The sequence below is a fragment of the Nonomuraea sp. NPDC050022 genome (assembly GCF_044460705.1).
GTDB lineage: Bacteria > Actinomycetota > Actinomycetes > Streptosporangiales > Streptosporangiaceae > Nonomuraea.
This window is the reverse complement of the sequence record NZ_JBITKE010000002.1, coordinates 437,758-454,184: the sequence shown is the minus strand read 5'-3', so window position 1 is coordinate 454,184 and position 16,427 is coordinate 437,758. Positions and strand designations below refer to the sequence as shown.

Genomic DNA, 16,427 nt, shown 5'->3' with positions numbered 1-16,427 from the left:
CTGTTCTGCGTAGAAAACCGGAGAGAAGCAGCCTCAGTCACTCTACGCGACATGCGAGCTCGCTGTCTTGTCGAGTGGCCGGGTCGAATTCGCGCGGAGCCGGAGTTCTGCGGGGCAGAACAGCGCCGCTCAGGTGTCGAGTCGGTACAGGCGGAAGAAGTCGTTGTCGACCGGCAGCACGGTGCATCGGGCGAAACCGGACTCACGCGCCCACTCTCCGACGGTCTCCGCGCGCAGTACCGTGCCGGTAGCCGCCGAAGGCTTCTCAGCGAGTTGTGCGGGCAGGCAGTGGGTGACGCTCCAGCCGTACATCATCCGTTCGATCTTGTCGCCGGGTGCGCTGAAGCGGTCGGCCACTCGCTCGTCGACGATGAGCACCGTGCCGCCAGGGGTAAGGGCCAGGTGGACGGCTCGCAGCACCTGGACCGGTTGGGGCAGGTCGTGCAGGGCTTCCAGGATGAGTACGAGGTCGTACGGGCCGGTGTCGGGCAGGCGCTGGGCGTCGGCGTGCACGAAACGCACGCGTCCTTCGAGGTCGACCCCGGTGGCCTGGTGGCGGGCGTCGGCGATCGAGGCCGCGTCCAGGTCGAGGCCGTCCACCCGCGCGCTGGGGAAGGCGCGGGCCATCGCCAGGGTCGACCACCCCTGCCCGCAGCCGACGTCGGCGATGTGCGGGTGCGGCGCCGCCTCCAGGCGGGCCACGACGTCCGGCATCGCGGCCAGCCAGCCCGTGGGCAGTTCGTGGGTGAAGGCGGGGCGGTTGATGTGGCCCTGGCCGTGGCGGAAGGCGTGGCCGTAGTCCTGGTAGGGAACGCCGTCACCGGTGCGGTAGGCATGTGCCACCTCGGTCAGGACGCCGCCGATCCCGGCGAGCATGTGGGCCAACGGCGCCACGTGCGCGGGGTCGTCGACGTGCGTCAGCACGCGGGCGTACGCGGGGTCCAGGCGATAGCGCCGCTCCCTGTCGGCGGCCTTGGGGAGGTCCGGTTCAATCTGCAGAAAGCCGGCCACGGCCTGCTGGTCCAGCCATTCGCGGGCGTAACGCGCCGCGATCCCGGCCTGCTCGCCGAGCTGCTCGGCGGTCAGGGGACCTCGTTGTTCCAGTACGCGGTAGAGGCCGAGTTCGGCGCCGAGGTAGACCGAGAAGAGTTCGAGGGCGCCGATGGTGCTGTCCAACAGGCGCTCGACGAGCTGATCGGTACGGGCTTCCGGGCTGGTGTCGATGTTCAAGGCGTCCATGGCCGCCTCTTTCTCCTCGACGACGTCATGGCAGAAGAGCAGAAGAGTCGCCTGCCCGGAGACCCGCCGGTATGCGTGAGCTGGGTTATTGCATCAGCGTGCAAAGGCTTGCACCAGAAGATCGCGTCCCACAGTATCAATGGGTCAGGCCGTCATCTGCGAGAGGAATCCGGGCATGCGCATGCGCAAAATCGTTACTCTCATTGCCGCGATAACCCTTGGCAGCGGCGTTGCTTCGTCCCCTGCGTCGGCAGCTACGGCCGTCACCCGGCAAGCAACTACATCATCAACCGCTCACGCCGCCACGACGTCGAGACTCATCGATGAAGTGTACCTCGAAGCCGACGGCGCCCCCAGCGGACATTGGCGTCTAGGAACGGCGAACGGCAGGACGACGAACAACACGGTTCTGGCTCTCGGGCAAGCAAGGGCCAACAACGCCTCCCAGCGGTGGATCATGAGCAAGACCATCGAAACTGACTACGGAGATGGCCTGGTTTTTTCGCTGGCCACCAATCCCGACCTGTGTCTTACCCGACTCAGTACCAGCAAAGGTCAGCTTCTGAACGCCTACGAGTGCTCGGGGGCGAACATGCCATACTCCAATCTATGGAGGTTGGACTTTAATTACGGCACCAACAACTATGAACTCGTCCCCGTCGGACCCGACGGGGGCACACTATGTGTCGACATCAAGGGCGGAAAATTCGCGGACGAGACCAGAATTCAGTTGTGGACCTGCAACAACACCAAAGCCCAGATATGGAAGGCGTATTCGGTGTACTGACATGAAGGGCCGCCCGGGAGCCGAGCCGTGGCCGGTGGCGCCCAGCTCTATGGCTGCCGCTCAGATCTGTCAGACGGATCGCCCAGACCTGAAAGACATATGAGCGGGACCGCTCACGGTCATCAGCGGTCCCGCTCCAGGGCCCCGTCAGCCGCAGCGCACACCTCCCACGCAGCGGTCTGCGTTCTTGACAGCTGCCAAAAGGTGAATGCGCTTGCCGGCACCTTACACAGGGCCTGCCCGCGACTCAGCCCCTGTAGCTGCGGCTGAGTGCGGGACCCTGCTGGATTAGCTGCGACTGGTTCCCGACTCGCGTGGACGGCGCGGCATCCGCCACGCGCTGGCCTCGATCCTGACAATTGCCGCAGCGGCGGTATTGGCGGGAGCGCGGTCTTTCACCGCGATCGGCGAATGGATCGCCGATGCCCCTGGCCAGGTACAGACCGCGTTGGAGGTTCGGCACGATCGCGTGAGCGGCATTGCCCAACGCCGCATGAGGCCACGATTCGCCGCGTGCTGGAAATCGTCGACGCCGACACCTTCGACGCCATCCTCGCTGCGTGGCTCGCCGCTCGCCGGCATGCCCAGCTTCAGCCCAAACCCACCTCATCGGGTGAGAGGCCGATGCGCCGGGCGGTCGCGGTGGATGGCAAGGCGCTGCGCGGCGCCCGCCGTAACGAGCACCACACAGTGCACCTGCCGGCCGCGTTCGACCACAGCTCCGGCCTAGTGCTGGCACAGACCGACGTGAACGGCAAAACCAACGAGATCGCCCGATTCCAGCCCTTGCTGGCAGGCCTTGACCTGGACGGGTACGTTCTCACCGCCGACGCGCTGCACACCCAGCGCGAACACGTCACCTTCCTGGTGGCCGAGAATAACGCCCACTACATCCTGATCGTCAAGAAGAACCAGCCCAGCCTGCAACCCAGGTGGAGGGCACAGCAGTCATGGCGATCAAGGTGCCACTCGCCCGGCGGGCGCGGCAAGCGGTTCGAGCACGTACGGCTGTCGTGGTGCCGCCGGCGTTGGGGTCAGAAGTCGAATTCGCCGTTCTTGGCGCCATCCATAAATGCCGCCCAGACTGAGCCGCTTACGACGTACGGCGCCAAATCGGGTCGTTCGGTGTCTCTGAGTGCCACACGGCCGCCGCCTAGAGGGGCGATCTCGATGCAGTCGCCTCCATTGGCGCCGGACTTGGTGGCCTTGCGCCAGGTGGCGGCTGCCAGTTCAGCGGCCAAGTCATCATGGACGTTCATAAGTCACCATCTTCTCGCGTATTGCGGCTTCTGTCTCGTTCACCGGTTGAGCCCATGACCGGATCGCGTCATATCTGACACTAACCGTGCGCACCTTGTCTTCGCGATCCGTTACCTCGCCATCAGCTGCTGAGTCCAGGTAAAGGACATCTGCCCCTTTGGGTAGCTGGGCGATGACGAAGCCGCCCAGCAGCCCGATCGTGGGCACCACGGCCATCGGAACCACTTGCAGCGTGATGCACGGGTGACTCAACAGTTTCACCAGATGTTCGAGTTGTTCCCGCATCACCTCCGGCCCGCCGATAGGCCTGGCGAGAACGCCCTCGTCAATGAGGGCCGAGTAGAGGGGAGGGGTGGGACGTTCGAACACCGCTTGGCGCGCCATGCGAGCTCCCATTGTCTCGTTGATCTGGTCCTCGGAGATACCCGGCTGCCCCCGCAGGACAGCCCGTGCGTACTCGCGAGTCTGCAGAAGCCCGGGAATGACCAGCGGTTGCCAGGTCCGTAGGGTGCGCGCCTCGGCCTCGATCTTCGGCCATTCGCGAAACCATGCCGGGCTCGCCGTCTTCGTCACCAATGGCCAGATCCGGAGCAATTCCCCCGTGAGCCCCAGAAATCTCTCTACTTCCTCGGTGAACTCGCGGCTCGGCGTCCGGTTGGCGTTCTCGATCTGGCACCAGGCTCTTGCTGACGTGGATCGCGTCGGCGATTTGCTCCTGAGTTATGCCCTTTTCGTGGCGCAATCTTCGTAGTTCGGCGCCAAAAAGCGTGAGCGCACTCGCTCCTGGGGTTAGTTCGCCGGCGGCCATGAACGCATCACCACCTTCATGTTCACGGGTGCACACACAATCCCGGCTGGGAGGTGGGAGTTAGGTGTGCACATTGTCAACTGCATAACGTAGCTGGCGGGCGGCATTCTGGAAAGCGAATTCAGAGATTGGGCTGTATTCCGAATACGGAAGGCTCTCGATCTTGTAATGTCGAAAGCCAATGCGACGACGGACAAAGTCGGTGATTTGCATGCTCGTACGAATAGAAGGCGCAAATCTCATCGGAGCGACCAGGCTGCGCCGCAGCCTCGAAGCGCCACGGCACGCACGAGCGGCCGTCGCCTGGTGGCTGGCAGCCGATCATCCGGTGCTCGGTGACGCGCAACAGGTCGTCACCGAGCTGGTCGCCAACGCCTGCACGCACGTGGAGGGGGGACCGCACCGCGAGTGGGTGACGGAGAGCATCGGCCGGGGCGTGGACTGCCTCCGTATCGAGGTCGCCGATCCTGGAGCTCTCGCCTCTGAACCGCACCTTCCCGAGAACCTGGCCCTTGATGGCGAGTCCGGGCGTGGGATGCGCATCGTGCAGGAGTTGTCCGGTGGGCGCTGGGGGACGTACGTCACCACGGCCGGCCATCGTGTCGTGTGGACCGACCTCGGCCAGCCCCCGGTCAGTGACGTAGGAGCGTCAGGCTTGTCTGGCCGTTGGCGACGGTGAGCTGGGCCTGGCCGCCGACCGGAAAGGTGGCCAAGGGGTTGGTATGGCCGACGTCGATGTTGGCGAGGACGGGGATGCCGGTCAGTGTCGGCTGGGCGTCGATGATCTGTTCCAGCAATGGGCGGGTCATATTGCTGGCGCGCTGGAACCGTCCGATCGCCAGTCCTCGAATCCCTGGAGCGTCGGGAAGTTGTAGCAGCGAGGTCAGATTGCGGGCGAAGGCCGCCGGCTGCGACTCGAAGTCGTCCTCGATGATCAGTATCGCGTCGTCGAGAGACGGCATGAAGGCGGTGCCTTGCAGCAGGTTGAGGGTGCACAGATTGCCGCCGACGATTCGCCCCTCGGCGACGCCGGGCCGGATCGCCCACCATCCCTCGTTGGGTGTCAGCTCGCGCTTGTCCTGGTCGAGGAACCAGAGATCGTCGCTCCAGTGGGTTGCCGGGGTCAGGCTGATCGGAGCGGTGTCGAACATGACCGAGGTGAACCAGCGCAAGGTCTGCTCGAGGTGGTCTCGCATTCCGAATGTCGACCAGTGCGGGCCGGAGTAGGTGACCAACCCGGTGCGGGCGAGGATGGCGTTCTGGAGCGCCGTGATATCGGAGTATCCGCACAAGATTTTCGGGTTGGCGCGGATCAATTGCCAGTCCAGGTACGGCAGCAGCTCATTGGAGTTGTAGCCGCCGATGACCGTCAGAATCCCCGCTACCGATGGGTCCGCGAATGCCTCGTGCAGGTCGGTGACGCGTGAGGCGATGCTGGAGGAATTGAACGCGTCTCGCTCGTCGACATGGCTGCCATAGGAGAGTGTCAGGCCGAGTTCGGCGAAGCGGGAGTTGATGATGTCGGTGTGGTCGTGTTCCATCACGAACGCGCGGGACACGGCCGGCGCCACCACTCGTACGACGTCGCCGTCGGTCAGCTTGGGAGGGAAGATCACATCCATCATTGCCGGAGTGTAACGGGGGCGGGGGCAATCTGGCGCTCCCATTTGTTGGCTGTCTCTGCCTCGTATTGGGTGGGCCAGTCGGGAGGCGTGCCCGTCGTCGGCCAGCGGGGGGTCAGGAGATCAACGCTTTCGCGGACGCAGCCCGGAAAGGGTTGATAATTGATCTTCGGCCTCGACCTTTCGAGCGCCTGGCTTCGGGAGGTGGAGTATGACACGTCACAGGGCGGTGAGGTGGGTCGCCGCAGTATTGGGCGTGGCCGCCTCTGGGTGTGGCGTACAACCGGCCAACATCGCAGCCCGGACCGCTACATCCGCGTCTCCTCCGCCGAGTGCGACCGCGTCGGCGTCGTTATCCGTGTCTCCTTCGCCGAGTGCGTCCGCGTCGGCGTGGCTGGATGTGCGGATCATGAAACGAGGGCAGGACGACAAAACTCCCAACCCTGATTCGGGCGCAGGCGACCCACGGCTGGCCGCGGCCCTGCTCACTCGCTTCCGAGATGTGCGGGAATGGTCGTACGTGCCGGGTGCCGTCGTTGCGTTGCCCGTCGCCGACCTGGAGTCCACTTTCATTCCACAGCGCCAGATCAGCAGCCCTTTCGTGGGGCCGGAGGAGTGTGACAAGTGGACCGCCGGAATGTGGTTCGAGGTGTTGCAAAAGTACAACACCGCAGGTGTGCAGATGGCCGTCACCATGATCAGCGAGCCCATCCCGAAGCCAGGGACGCAGCACCTGCGACGGCCCGAGGGCGCGGGCTTCAGCGAGGCGATCATCACCGGCTCCCCGGACATGCTGAACCGACTTGGGGATCCGAGTCTGCCCGCGCGATGCCGCCACCTGTCCGATGCGGACGTCGGATCCGGAGACATCCAGCCGATGGATGTTCCACAGCTGGGCGAACGAGCCTGGGCCTATCGCATCACCGGCAGCGGGAAGGTCCCCATCTGGCACTGGGTGGAGGTGATCCAGACCTCGCGCTATCTGCTGGAGATCCGGATCCCGAATCAGGAACCGCGCCCTCGCGCTAATCCCGCCAAACTGCTCCCCCAGATCGCCCAGGAGGCCTATGAAAAGGCGGAGGCGGCACTCCACTAGCTGCCTCGCTGAACTCTTCGCGTCCTTACGCCCCTGGCCCAACGGCCGCGAAAGGGCCCGGCGTGACCGGTGGTGCCAGAAGCTGTCAGCTCGGCGCTCCATCTATTCCTGGCCTGGGAGGTACTGGCGTGCTCTCCCTCACGCGGCCGAGGCTTCCTACGGTGGATGACATGACCACTATTTCTCTCCAGCTGAATAACGGCGTCGTGATGCCGGCTCTCGGCTTCGGCGTCTTCCAGTCGTCTCCGGAAGAGACCGCCGCGGCGGTCGAGACCGCGCTGAAGACGGGCTACCGGCACATCGACACCGCTGCCGCGTACGGCAACGAGCGTGAGGTGGGCGAGGGCATTCGCCGTTCAGGGCTGGACCGCTCGGAGGTGTTCATCGAGACCAAGGTCTGGGTGAGCGACTACGGGTACGACCAGACTCTGCATGCCTTCGACAAGGCCGCCGGGAAGCTCGGTATGGAGCAGATCGACCTGCTGATCCTGCATCAACCGGCGCCGAAGGGATTCGAGGCGACCATCGCCGCCTATCGAGCGCTGGAGAAGCTCTTGTCCGACGGGAAGGTCCGCTCCATCGGGATCAGCAACTTCATGCCCCGGCACCTGGCCGAGCTGATCGAACGCACCGATGTCGTGCCCGCGGTGAACCAGATCGAGCTGCATCCCTACTTCACTCAGCCGGAGGTGCAGCGGGCCGACGCGGAGCACGGCATCCTCACCCAGGCGTGGTCGCCCATCGGCGGCATCACCTTCTATCCCGGCTGGGGTGAGCATCGCAGAAGCGTGCTTTCCGATCCGGTGCTGGGCCAGATCGCCGTCGCGCATGGGAAGACGCCGGCGCAGGTCATGCTTCGCTGGCACTTGCAGCAGGGGCGTTCCGCCATCCCGAAGTCCGTCAACCCCGCCCGCATCGCCGAGAATTTCGATGTGTTCGACTTCGAACTGTCAGCAGAGGAGATCGCACGCGTCGACGCGCTCGACACCGGTGTGCGCAGCGGTCCGGACCCCGACGAGCGGGACCCGATCAGCCTGGGGATCGTCATCCCGGAGGCGTAAGCGCTGGGCTACTTCGTGGGCGCTCCTCTTCTCGGGCTGGCTTCTTTTTCTGCGGCTCTTTCTGTGTCCGAGGGCGTGCGGCGGCGCGGGCACGGGAACGTGGTGGCATCGGGGGTTCTCGTCCGGAGGGAAGGGGCGAGACCAATGACAACATGTCGTTGCTCTCGGCGCTACTGCAATCACGAAAAGTGAGCATGAGTCGGGAGGTGAGCGAGCCGCAGAGCGTAGTGGGGTCCGCCCAGGAGTCTTTCGGGGCTGATGGGGCTGCGGGTGATCAGGTGCCGGCGTTGGCCAGATGGAGGTCGCGCACCAGGTCGATGAAGTCCACTAGCGCGCGTTCATGACGGCTCTGGGTGGTGGAAAGAGGTGTCCAACTGGCCTGGGGCCGGGGGAGCGCGAGGGGGCTGGCAAGCCCCCTCGCTAAGGGGCGAAGCCCCCAGTGAGGCTGCCCGAGCGCAGCGAGGACCATGCCTGTCGGGGGTCGAAGGGGGCGGCAGCCCCCTGGGAGGCGCTGCCCGAGCCCATGAGCGCGCAGCGCCCCCGTGACGAGGACCTTGCCTTAGGAGGTGGTTTCGCGCCACCTGTTGGTGATGGGGAGGCGGCGGTCGCGGCCGAAGTTCTTCGGGGTGATCTTCGGGCCCGGCGGGTACTGGCGGCGCTTGTACTCCGCCGTGTCCACCAGCCGGATGATGCGCGTCACCAGGGCGGGGTCGTGGCCGGCCGTGATGAGCTCCTGTACGCCCATGTCCTTCTCGACGTAGTCGTCCAGCAGCCGGTCCAGCACCTCGTACGGCGGCAGCGAGTCGGTGTCGCGCTGGTCGGGCCGCAGTTCGGCGCTCGGCTCCTTGGTGATCGAGTTCTCCGGGATGGGCCGCTCGGCGTCGAGGCGGAACGATGGGTCGCCGTGGGCGTTGCGCCAGCGGGACAGCTCCCACACCATCGTCTTCGGTACGTCCTTGATCGGGGCGAAGCCGCCCGCCGAGTCGCCGTACAGTGTGGAGTAGCCCGTCGCCAGCTCGCTCTTGTTGCCGGTCGTCAGCACCAGATGGCCGTGCTCGTTGGACAGGCCCATCAGGATCGTGCCGCGGACGCGGGCCTGAAGGTTCTCGGCGGCCAGCCCGGACAGGTCGATCTCCTTCTCGAAGGCGTCGACGATCTCGCCGATCGGCACCACCTGGGCGTTGATGCCCTGCCTGCGTACCAGCTCCTCGGCGTCGCCGAGGGAGTGGTCGGAGGAGTAGCGCGAGGGCATCAGCACCACGTGGACGCGATCGGGCCCGATCGCGTCGGAGGCGATGGTCGCGGTCAGTGCCGAGTCGATGCCGCCGGACAGGCCCAGGATCACCGACTGGAAGCCGTTCTTGACCACGTAGTCGCGTACGGCCAGCACCAGCGCCGAGTAGACCTCCGCGTGCGGGTCCAGGCGCTCGGCCACCGGCGCGGGCACGGGCTCGCGCGGCTCGACCGGGTCGGACGACAGCACCAGGCGGTCCACGGTGATGGTGGAGCCGTCGCCCGTGTCGTACGGGAACGACCCGGTCTCGGCGGTGGAGACCGGGAGGTCCAGGTCCACCACGAGCAGTTCCTCGCGGAACTGCCCGGCGCGCGCCACCAGCTCGCCCGCCGCGTCCACCACGATCGAGTCGCCGTCGAAGACCAGCTCGTCCTGACCGCCGACCTGGTTGACGTAGACGAGCGCGCACCCGGCCTCACGCGCCCGGCGCGCGCACAGCTCCAGGCGTACGTCGTCCTTCTCCTTCTCGTACGGCGAGGCGTTGGGCGCGACCAGCAGACCGGCACCGGCCTGGCCGACCACGGCCACCGGGCCGCCCTCCTGCCACAGGTCCTCGCAGACCGCGATCGCCACGTCGACCCCGTGCAGCCGGAAGATCGGCAGCCGGTCGCCGCGCACGAAGTAGCGGTATTCGTCGAACACCCCGTAGTTGGGCAGGTGGTGCTTGGCCGTGCGGACGACGACCTCGCCCCGGTAGAGCACCGCGGCGGCGTCGAGTGAGGCGCCCTTGGGCTGGCCGATGCGCGGCGCGAGCCCCGCCCGGTCGACGTAGCCGACGACCACGGGCAGCTCGCCCAGCCCCTCCTCCCGCAGTCTGAGCGCGACCTCGCCCAGCGTCCTGATGCTGGCGTCCACGAAGGACGTGCGCAGGACCAGGTCCTCCACCGGATAGCCGGTCAAGAACATCTCCGTGAACACGACCAGGTGCGCGCCGCGGTCCGCGGCGTCGCGGGTCCACGTGAGCAGTCGGTCGGCGTTGCCGGAGAGGTCGCCTACGGTCGGGTTGGTCTGTGCCAGCGCGATACGGAGATGTGCCACAAAGGTCAGCCTAGTACGGTGCCGTTTTTATCGTCCAAGCGACGAAAAGTGGGCTCGCTCACAGAGCCGGCTGGAGGGCGCGCCGCCTGATCGCCGGGCCGAGCGCCAGCATGGCCACCGCCGACAGCAGCCCGACGCCGCCCACCGTGAACCACAGGGCCTGCGGCCCCACGTCCAGCAGCGCCCCACCGGCCAGCGGCGCCAGCACCGAGGCGACCGACCACGCGAACCCGAACAGCCCCGAATACCGCCCCCGCAGGTGCGCGGGCGCCAGCGCCGCGACGATGGTCCCCGCGATGCCCGCCGTCATGATCTCGCCGGCCGTCCAGACGGCGATGGTGACGCCCAGCCAGACGGCATCGGTGACGAAGGCGGTCAGCGCGAACCCGGCCCCCGTGATGGCCAGCCCCAGCGCGAGCGTCCTGGCGGCGTCCAGGCGGCCGATCCAGCCGGACACCAGCGGCTGCACGATGACGATCAGCACCCCGTTCAGCGCCATCGCCACCCCGAACTCCCCGGTGGACAGTCCTGCCTGCTTGACCATCGCGACCGGCAGCATGGTCACGGTCTGCATGTACACCAGCGCCTGTCCCAGCACGACGAGCGTGAAGGCGACCATCACCCGGTCGCGCAGCACCACGCCGAACCCGCCCGTCGACTCGCGTTCGGCCGTGCGGGTCTCGGGGACCGCCCGCCAGACCAGTACGGCGAAGATCACGCTGCTGACGGCGTCGATCCAGAACAGCCAGCCGAATCCGAGCTGGGCCAGCCACCCGCCCGCCGTCATCCCGACCGCGTAGCCGAGGTTGATGGCCCAGAACAGCAGCCCGTACGCCCTGGGCCGCTCTACCGGCGAGACCAGGTCCGCCACCAGCGCGTTGGACGCGGGCCGGTAGGCGTCGACCACCAGCCCCAGCACGAACATCGAGGTCGTGATCGCGGCCAGGGAGGTGCTGTATCCCAGGGCCAGCATCGCGGCCGCGGTGGCGATCATGCTGCCGGACAGCGTGGCCCGCCGCCCGATCCGGTCGGTCAGCCACCCGCCGAGCAACTGCGAGATCAGCGACCCCGCGCCGAACACGGCCATCACGAGCCCCGCGCCCGCCACCGAGACGCCTCTGGCCTGTGTCAGATAGACGCCGGTGAACGGCATCACCATGGTGCCCAGGCGGTTCACCAGCGTGCCGCTCCACAGGGCCCAGAACGGCCGGGGGAGTCCGCCCACCTGGGACCTCAGGAACGATTGCTTCTCAATCACAGTGCTAGTCACGGGACTAAGCCTGATCTTTCGCCTTTGGTGGCCGCGAACGATTTAGGGCACACTAAAAGGTATGTCGGTGATGTGGGTGATGCGGCCGGAGGACGTCGCGCGGATCAGGTTCGCGTTCTCGCCGATGTGGGAGCTGGTCGCCAGCCTGCGTACGCTGCAGGACCCGGCCAGGCAGTCGATCCACCTGCCGTGGATCAAGTGCGTGCGCTCCCGCCTCGCGGAACTGGATCTGACCGAGTTGTTCGCGCTCGTCCCGCCGAGCGGCTATCTCGCCGACTTCATCACACCGCCGCCCGACACACCGCTGCCGGACTTCACCGCCGAGCTGGATCGCGTACGGCTCACCCCGCCGGAACGGGCCCGCGCCGAGGCGGCCCAGGTACGGGGAACGGACCGGGCGGTGATCGAACGGTTCATGGATGATCCGGCGGCGGGCGTGGCCCGGGTCGCCGACGCGCTGCGGGCTTACTGGGAGGCGTGCTTCGCCGAGTTCTGGCCGCGCGTCTACGGGCTGCTGGAGCGCGACGTGCTGCGCAGGTCGCGGCAGCTGGCCCAGGGCGGTGCCCGCGAGCTGTTCGCGGCGCTCGATCCGGCCGTGGCGTGGACGGGGGAGCGGCTGCACATCGACCGGCCGTGGTGCTCGATGGACAGGCACGGCGACGGGCTGCACGGCGACGGGCTGGTGCTGGTGCCGAGCGCGTTCTACTGGCCGTCGGTGGCCGTGATGTCGGCTCCGTACCAGTCGATGCTGGTCTATCCGGTGCTGGGCGTCGGGACGCTGTGGGAGCAGGGGCCGCCGCCCGCGCCCGAGGCGCTGGCGGCGCTCATCGGGCGCAGCCGGGCGCGGATCCTGCTCGCGCTGGCCGAGCCCAGCACGACCTCGGCGCTGGCCGGGCGCATGTCGCTCACGCCCGGCGCGGTCAGCCAGCACCTCGGCGTGCTCAGCGGTGGCGGGCTGGCCGTCGGGATGCGCGTCGGCAAGCAGGTCGTCTACCGCCGCACCGCCGCGGGCGACACGCTGGCCGCGAGCACGCCCGCCCCCACGCTTGCTCCCATGCCCGCGATGCCGGTGACGCCCGTCCCCACGCCCGCCATGGCCGGTCGTCAGGTGTAGCGGGTCGACTCCAGGAGCCAGTCGAGGTGGGCACGCGGCGCGGCCAGGTAGGCGCACGCCACCTTGCTCACGTCGCGCGCCAGCCTGGGCGTGAGCGTGTCGAGCGGCAGGCTCCGGGCCGCCTCGCGCATGTCCTGGCAGCGCTCGGCGATCCGGTCGAGCACCCAGGCCGTGGCCTCCGGCTGGTCCAGGCCGAGCTGGTGCATCACGACCACGACGAGGTTGTGCCCGTCGCCGCGTTCCTTGGGCAGTGAGGCCACGTCGTTGCACCAGGCGGTCACGTCGGTGCAGGCGTCGACGAGCCGCTGCCACGGCTCGCAGGCGTGCACCCACGCGGGCACCTCCACGCGCAGGCACGGCTCCACGAGGTCGTAGAGGTACGGGCCGACGGTCCCCCTGCGCAGCGCCGGATACTGCTCCAGGGTCGGTACGCGGCCCGTGGCGCGGTTCTCGGCCTCGATGCGGCAGGCGTCGTGCTGACGCCGCAGATTGGCCGCGAACCTGGTCCGCCACAGGTCGCTCATCCGGGCGCTGGTCACCCGCCACAGGTCGGCGAAGGCCGCCTCCAGCGGGTGGGCCGCGCCGCCCGCCAGCAGGCCCTGGAAGACCTCCAGCCGGCCCGGCCCCTCGTCGAGCTCATCGTCGAGGTTGAACAGCCAGGTCAGCCACTGCGCGAACAGCGCCGCCGCGGCCGCGTCGAACTCGGCGAACGCGCGGCCCGCCATGCGGTGGAACCCCACACCGGGACCGGCGTGGAGATCGGTCCGCCGGGCCCAGTCAAGGACGGCCGCCTCGATCGCGTACACGGCCGGATGCATGCGGCAGGGCTCCGCCATGGCGGGCACCCGCTCGGTGAGCACCAGCAGCGTGGTGGCGGCGGGCGCCCCGCGGCGCGGCCCGGGAGCCAGCGGCTTCCACTGGAGCATGGACCTCAGGGCGGTGCGTACCGAGGTGATCACGTCGGTACTCATAGGGGACCAAAGAGCCAGTTGCCCGCGGCGCTCGGGTCGTCGCTGACGTAATACTGCCGGGCGGCCACGATCAGCTCGTCCACGGTCAGCACACCCCTGCCCACCCGGTCGAGCCGGTCGAACGCCTCGTCCACGTCGTCGTAGGCGGTGCCGAAGGCGCTCAGCAGCATACGGAACTCGCGGGGCCCGATCAGGCCGTCGCCGTCGTCGTCGCAGAGGCTGGCCACGGCCGCCGTGGCGGGCCGGAACACCGGGTCGTACAGGTCGCCCTCGACGAACGCCGCCGTCATGCCTTCGCGGAACTCCTCCCGCAAGATCTGGCAGTCGGCGTCCCGGCCGAGCACTTCGGACAGAGTCGACCAGATCCCATCGAAACCGGCGACGAGATCGCTGCCGGTGACCGAGGTTGGGGACTCTCCGAATCCCACCAGGAGCCGTGCACCCAACCCCAGCAGGTCCACCCGCTCGATGACGCCCTCGCCGCCCGCGTCGATGTGGTCGAAAGCCCTGTCAAGCTTGTGATTGAGCAGGTCGATAGCCACCAATGCCTCCCCCGAGACTGACTGCGTGATCACGATAGGTCCGGCCGGGCTCTTTGTCAGCGAGGCTCGCACCGAGACCCCACGTAACGTGTGCGAAACACGGACACGGCATCCTGATAGGGAACTCAGTACTGTCTTCGCTAGGGGATGCTTTGGACCGCCAGCAGGAGTTCGTGCTCCGCACGCTCGAGGAACGCGACATCCGGTTCATCCGGCTCTGGTTCACCGACGTTCTCGGCTTCCTGAAGTCGGTGGCGATAGCCCCGGCCGAGCTCGAAGGCGCCTTCGCCGAGGGCATCGGCTTCGACGGCTCGGCCATCGAGGGCTTCGCCCGGGTCTACGAGGCCGACATGCTGGCCAAGCCGGACCCGGCGACGTTCCAGATCCTGCCGTGGCGCAGCGAGACGCCGGGCGCGGGCCGCATCTTCTGCGACATCCTCATGCCGGACGGCTCGCCGTCGCACGCCGACCCGCGCTGGGTGCTCAAGCGCACGCTCGCCAAGTGCGCCGACATGGGCTTCACCTTCTACACCCACCCGGAGATCGAGTTCTTCCTGCTGAAGAACCGGCCCGAGCCGGGTCAGCGCCCCGAGCCGATCGACTCCGGCGGCTACTTCGACCACACCCCGCACAGTTCGGGCCACGACTTCAGGCGCCAGGCGATCATGATGCTGGAGTCGATGGGCATCTCGGTCGAGTTCAGCCACCACGAGGGCGCGCCCGGCCAGCAGGAGATCGACCTGCGCTACGCCGACGCGCTAACGACGGCCGACAACATCATGACCTTCCGGCTGGTGATGAAGGAGGTGGCGCTGGAGCAGGGCATCTGGGCCTCCTTCATGCCCAAGCCGTTCACCGAGCACCCGGGCTCCGGCATGCACACCCACATGTCGCTGTTCGAGGGCGACCGCAACGCCTTCTACGAGGCCGGTGCCGACTACCAGCTCTCCAAGACCGGCCGCTCGTTCATCGCCGGGCTGCTCAAGCACGCCGCCGAGATCACGGCCATCACCAACCAGTGGGTCAACTCCTACAAGCGTCTCTGGGGCGGCGCGGAGGCCATCGCGGGCCAGGGCGGCGAGGCGCCGTCCTACGTCTGCTGGGGCCACAACAACCGGTCCGCGCTGGTGCGCGTGCCGATGTACAAGCCGCACAAGGGCGGCTCGACGCGCATCGAGTTCCGCTCGCTCGACTCGGCCTGCAACCCCTACCTGGCCTTCGCGCTGATCCTCTCGGCCGGCCTGAAGGGCATCGAGGAGGGCTACGAGCTCCCGGCCGCCGCCGAGGACAACGTGTGGACGCTCACCAGCGCCGAGCGGCGCGCCCTGGGCATCCAGCCGCTGCCGCAGTCGCTGGACGAGGCCATCGCGGTCATGGAGCAGAGCGAGCTGGTGGCCGAGACGCTGGGCGAGCACGTCTTCGACTTCTTCCTGCGCAACAAGCGGACGGAGTGGCGCGAATACCGCCGCCACGTCACCGAGTTCGAGCTTGGCCGCTACCTGCCGGTCCTGTAAGCGCGGGGCGGCGGGTGCCTCGTGACACGCGCCGCCCGAGCTTCGAGCCAGACGGTATCTGTGCCTGGCGTCAACAGGTCGTATCGACATTTTCCAGAACGAGTTAAATCGTCGGCTTCCCCAGAGTACCGCCGAGGGTGCCGGGTATCCACCTGCCGGAAACCTGGATCAGGGCGGCGAATTACGGGTCATGACCCTGTCCCGGAAAGCTGGGCCAACGCCGCCCTTGCCGACGACTCGACGGAGGACGACTCGTGACCATTACGCCGACTTTGCAGGCACCGCCATTTCCCGGCGTCATCAAAAAGCCTCAGCAGGGCGAAGCCGTAAAGAAATGGCAGCAGCGGATGCAGGACCGCGGCTGGCACATCAAAGTAGACGGGATCTATGGAACGGAAAGCGAGCGTCTCTGCAAGAACTTCCAGGCCGAGAAGCACCTCCAGGTCACCGGCGTCGTCGACGAGACGACGTGGGACAAGACGTGGACGGCCCCGAGCGCGGTGGCTCCGCCGTTCCCCGGTCGCGTCCTCAAGCAGCCGCCGATCATGAACGGCGAGGATGTGCGGCAGTGGCAGGACGAGATTAACAAGCGCGGCTGGCCCCTCATGGTCGACGGGAGCTACGGGCCAAAGAGCGAAGAAATCTGCCGCCAATTCCAGAAAGAGCACGCGCTCGTGGTCGACGGTCGCGTCGGGCGGAACACCTGGACCAATACCTGGGTAGAGACGATCTGAACTCGCTTGCCGAAAGTCGGAGCTTCGTTTAGTTCGGACCTCGTCCTGGTAAGGCGGCCCCTCACCGGCAAAATGCG

General features: G+C 67.2%; 15 protein-coding genes and 3 pseudogenes. 9 read left to right on the top strand and 9 right to left on the bottom strand.

Features of this window, described 5'->3' with window-relative positions; translation table 11 throughout:
- Positions 1–129: 129 nt before the first annotated feature.
- A complete protein-coding gene (locus ACIBO2_RS08605; RefSeq protein WP_397296041.1) occupies positions 130–1,239 on the bottom strand; it encodes a class I SAM-dependent methyltransferase in 1,110 nt (369 codons plus the stop codon).
- A gap of 175 nt (positions 1,240–1,414) precedes the next feature.
- On the opposite strand from ACIBO2_RS08605, the gene ACIBO2_RS08600 reads away from it, so the two are divergent.
- From ACIBO2_RS08600 to ACIBO2_RS08590, 3 genes and pseudogenes are all read left to right on the top strand, one after another.
- A complete protein-coding gene (locus tag ACIBO2_RS08600; protein WP_358551216.1) occupies positions 1,415–2,026 on the top strand; it encodes an RICIN domain-containing protein in 612 nt (203 codons plus the stop codon).
- A 292-nt stretch (positions 2,027–2,318) separates the two neighbouring features.
- Positions 2,319–2,477, top strand: a pseudogene (locus tag ACIBO2_RS08595) (transposase family protein); the annotation flags it as partial.
- Positions 2,438–2,962, top strand: a pseudogene (locus ACIBO2_RS08590) (ISAs1 family transposase); the annotation flags it as partial. The pseudogenes ACIBO2_RS08595 and ACIBO2_RS08590, both read left to right, overlap by 40 nt.
- 98 nt (positions 2,963–3,060) lie before the next feature.
- Here ACIBO2_RS08590 and ACIBO2_RS08585 read toward each other — a convergent pair.
- The 3 genes and pseudogenes from ACIBO2_RS08585 to ACIBO2_RS08575 form a co-directional block, all read right to left on the bottom strand.
- Entirely contained in the window at positions 3,061–3,285 is a 225-nt protein-coding gene (locus ACIBO2_RS08585) for a DUF397 domain-containing protein (protein WP_397296621.1), read from the bottom strand.
- The gene (locus tag ACIBO2_RS08580; RefSeq protein WP_358538821.1) at positions 3,272–3,859 is read right to left on the bottom strand and encodes a DUF5753 domain-containing protein; all 588 of its coding nucleotides are present in this window, start codon (positions 3,857–3,859) and stop codon (positions 3,272–3,274) included. The genes ACIBO2_RS08585 and ACIBO2_RS08580 overlap by 14 nt, the downstream gene beginning before the upstream one ends.
- A 112-nt stretch (positions 3,860–3,971) precedes the next feature.
- Positions 3,972–4,094, bottom strand: a pseudogene (locus ACIBO2_RS08575) (helix-turn-helix domain-containing protein); the annotation flags it as partial.
- Between the two features lie 211 nt (positions 4,095–4,305).
- On the opposite strand from ACIBO2_RS08575, the gene ACIBO2_RS08570 reads away from it, so the two are divergent.
- On the top strand, positions 4,306–4,773 hold the full coding sequence (locus ACIBO2_RS08570) for an ATP-binding protein (RefSeq protein WP_358538819.1): 468 nt from the start codon (positions 4,306–4,308) through the stop codon (positions 4,771–4,773).
- Here ACIBO2_RS08570 and ACIBO2_RS08565 read toward each other — a convergent pair.
- The gene (locus ACIBO2_RS08565; protein ID WP_397296038.1) at positions 4,727–5,719 is read right to left on the bottom strand and encodes a S66 peptidase family protein; all 993 of its coding nucleotides are present in this window, start codon (positions 5,717–5,719) and stop codon (positions 4,727–4,729) included. The genes ACIBO2_RS08570 and ACIBO2_RS08565 overlap by 47 nt on opposite strands.
- 397 nt (positions 5,720–6,116) lie before the next feature.
- Between ACIBO2_RS08565 and ACIBO2_RS08560 the strand changes: the two genes are divergently transcribed.
- Together ACIBO2_RS08560 and ACIBO2_RS08555 are read left to right on the top strand one after the other, a co-directional pair.
- Complete coding sequence (locus ACIBO2_RS08560; RefSeq protein ID WP_358538815.1) at positions 6,117–6,812, top strand: hypothetical protein; 696 nt, start codon at positions 6,117–6,119, stop codon at positions 6,810–6,812.
- 170 nt (positions 6,813–6,982) lie between these two features.
- Positions 6,983–7,873: an aldo/keto reductase gene (locus ACIBO2_RS08555; RefSeq protein WP_358538813.1), complete on the top strand. Its 891-nt coding sequence runs from the start codon at positions 6,983–6,985 to the stop codon at positions 7,871–7,873.
- 559 nt (positions 7,874–8,432) lie between these two features.
- Here ACIBO2_RS08555 and ACIBO2_RS08550 read toward each other — a convergent pair.
- Positions 8,433–10,205, bottom strand: coding sequence for an NAD+ synthase (locus tag ACIBO2_RS08550; RefSeq protein ID WP_358538810.1), 1,773 nt, complete (start codon positions 10,203–10,205; stop codon positions 8,433–8,435).
- Positions 10,206–10,263: 58 nt separating this feature from the next.
- Positions 10,264–11,475, bottom strand: coding sequence for an MFS transporter (locus ACIBO2_RS08545; RefSeq protein WP_358538807.1), 1,212 nt, complete (start codon positions 11,473–11,475; stop codon positions 10,264–10,266).
- A 61-nt stretch (positions 11,476–11,536) separates the two neighbouring features.
- On the opposite strand from ACIBO2_RS08545, the gene ACIBO2_RS08540 reads away from it, so the two are divergent.
- Positions 11,537–12,589 (top strand): DUF5937 family protein, encoded by a 1,053-nt coding sequence (locus ACIBO2_RS08540; RefSeq protein ID WP_397296035.1) that lies wholly within the window; start codon positions 11,537–11,539, stop codon positions 12,587–12,589.
- Here the strand turns inward: ACIBO2_RS08540 and ACIBO2_RS08535 are convergent.
- Complete coding sequence (locus ACIBO2_RS08535; protein WP_358538803.1) at positions 12,580–13,560, bottom strand: terpene synthase family protein; 981 nt, start codon at positions 13,558–13,560, stop codon at positions 12,580–12,582. The two genes, ACIBO2_RS08540 and ACIBO2_RS08535, sit on opposite strands and share 10 nt — an antisense overlap.
- A complete protein-coding gene (locus tag ACIBO2_RS08530; RefSeq protein WP_358538801.1) occupies positions 13,557–14,102 on the bottom strand; it encodes a hypothetical protein in 546 nt (181 codons plus the stop codon). Before ACIBO2_RS08530 ends, ACIBO2_RS08535 begins: the two co-directional genes overlap by 4 nt.
- A 152-nt stretch (positions 14,103–14,254) precedes the next feature.
- On the opposite strand from ACIBO2_RS08530, the gene glnA reads away from it, so the two are divergent.
- A complete protein-coding gene (gene glnA, locus ACIBO2_RS08525; protein ID WP_358538799.1) occupies positions 14,255–15,616 on the top strand; it encodes a type I glutamate--ammonia ligase in 1,362 nt (453 codons plus the stop codon).
- A 254-nt stretch (positions 15,617–15,870) separates the two neighbouring features.
- Positions 15,871–16,350: a peptidoglycan-binding protein gene (locus tag ACIBO2_RS08520; RefSeq protein ID WP_358538797.1), complete on the top strand. Its 480-nt coding sequence runs from the start codon at positions 15,871–15,873 to the stop codon at positions 16,348–16,350.
- Positions 16,351–16,427: the final 77 nt, after the last annotated feature.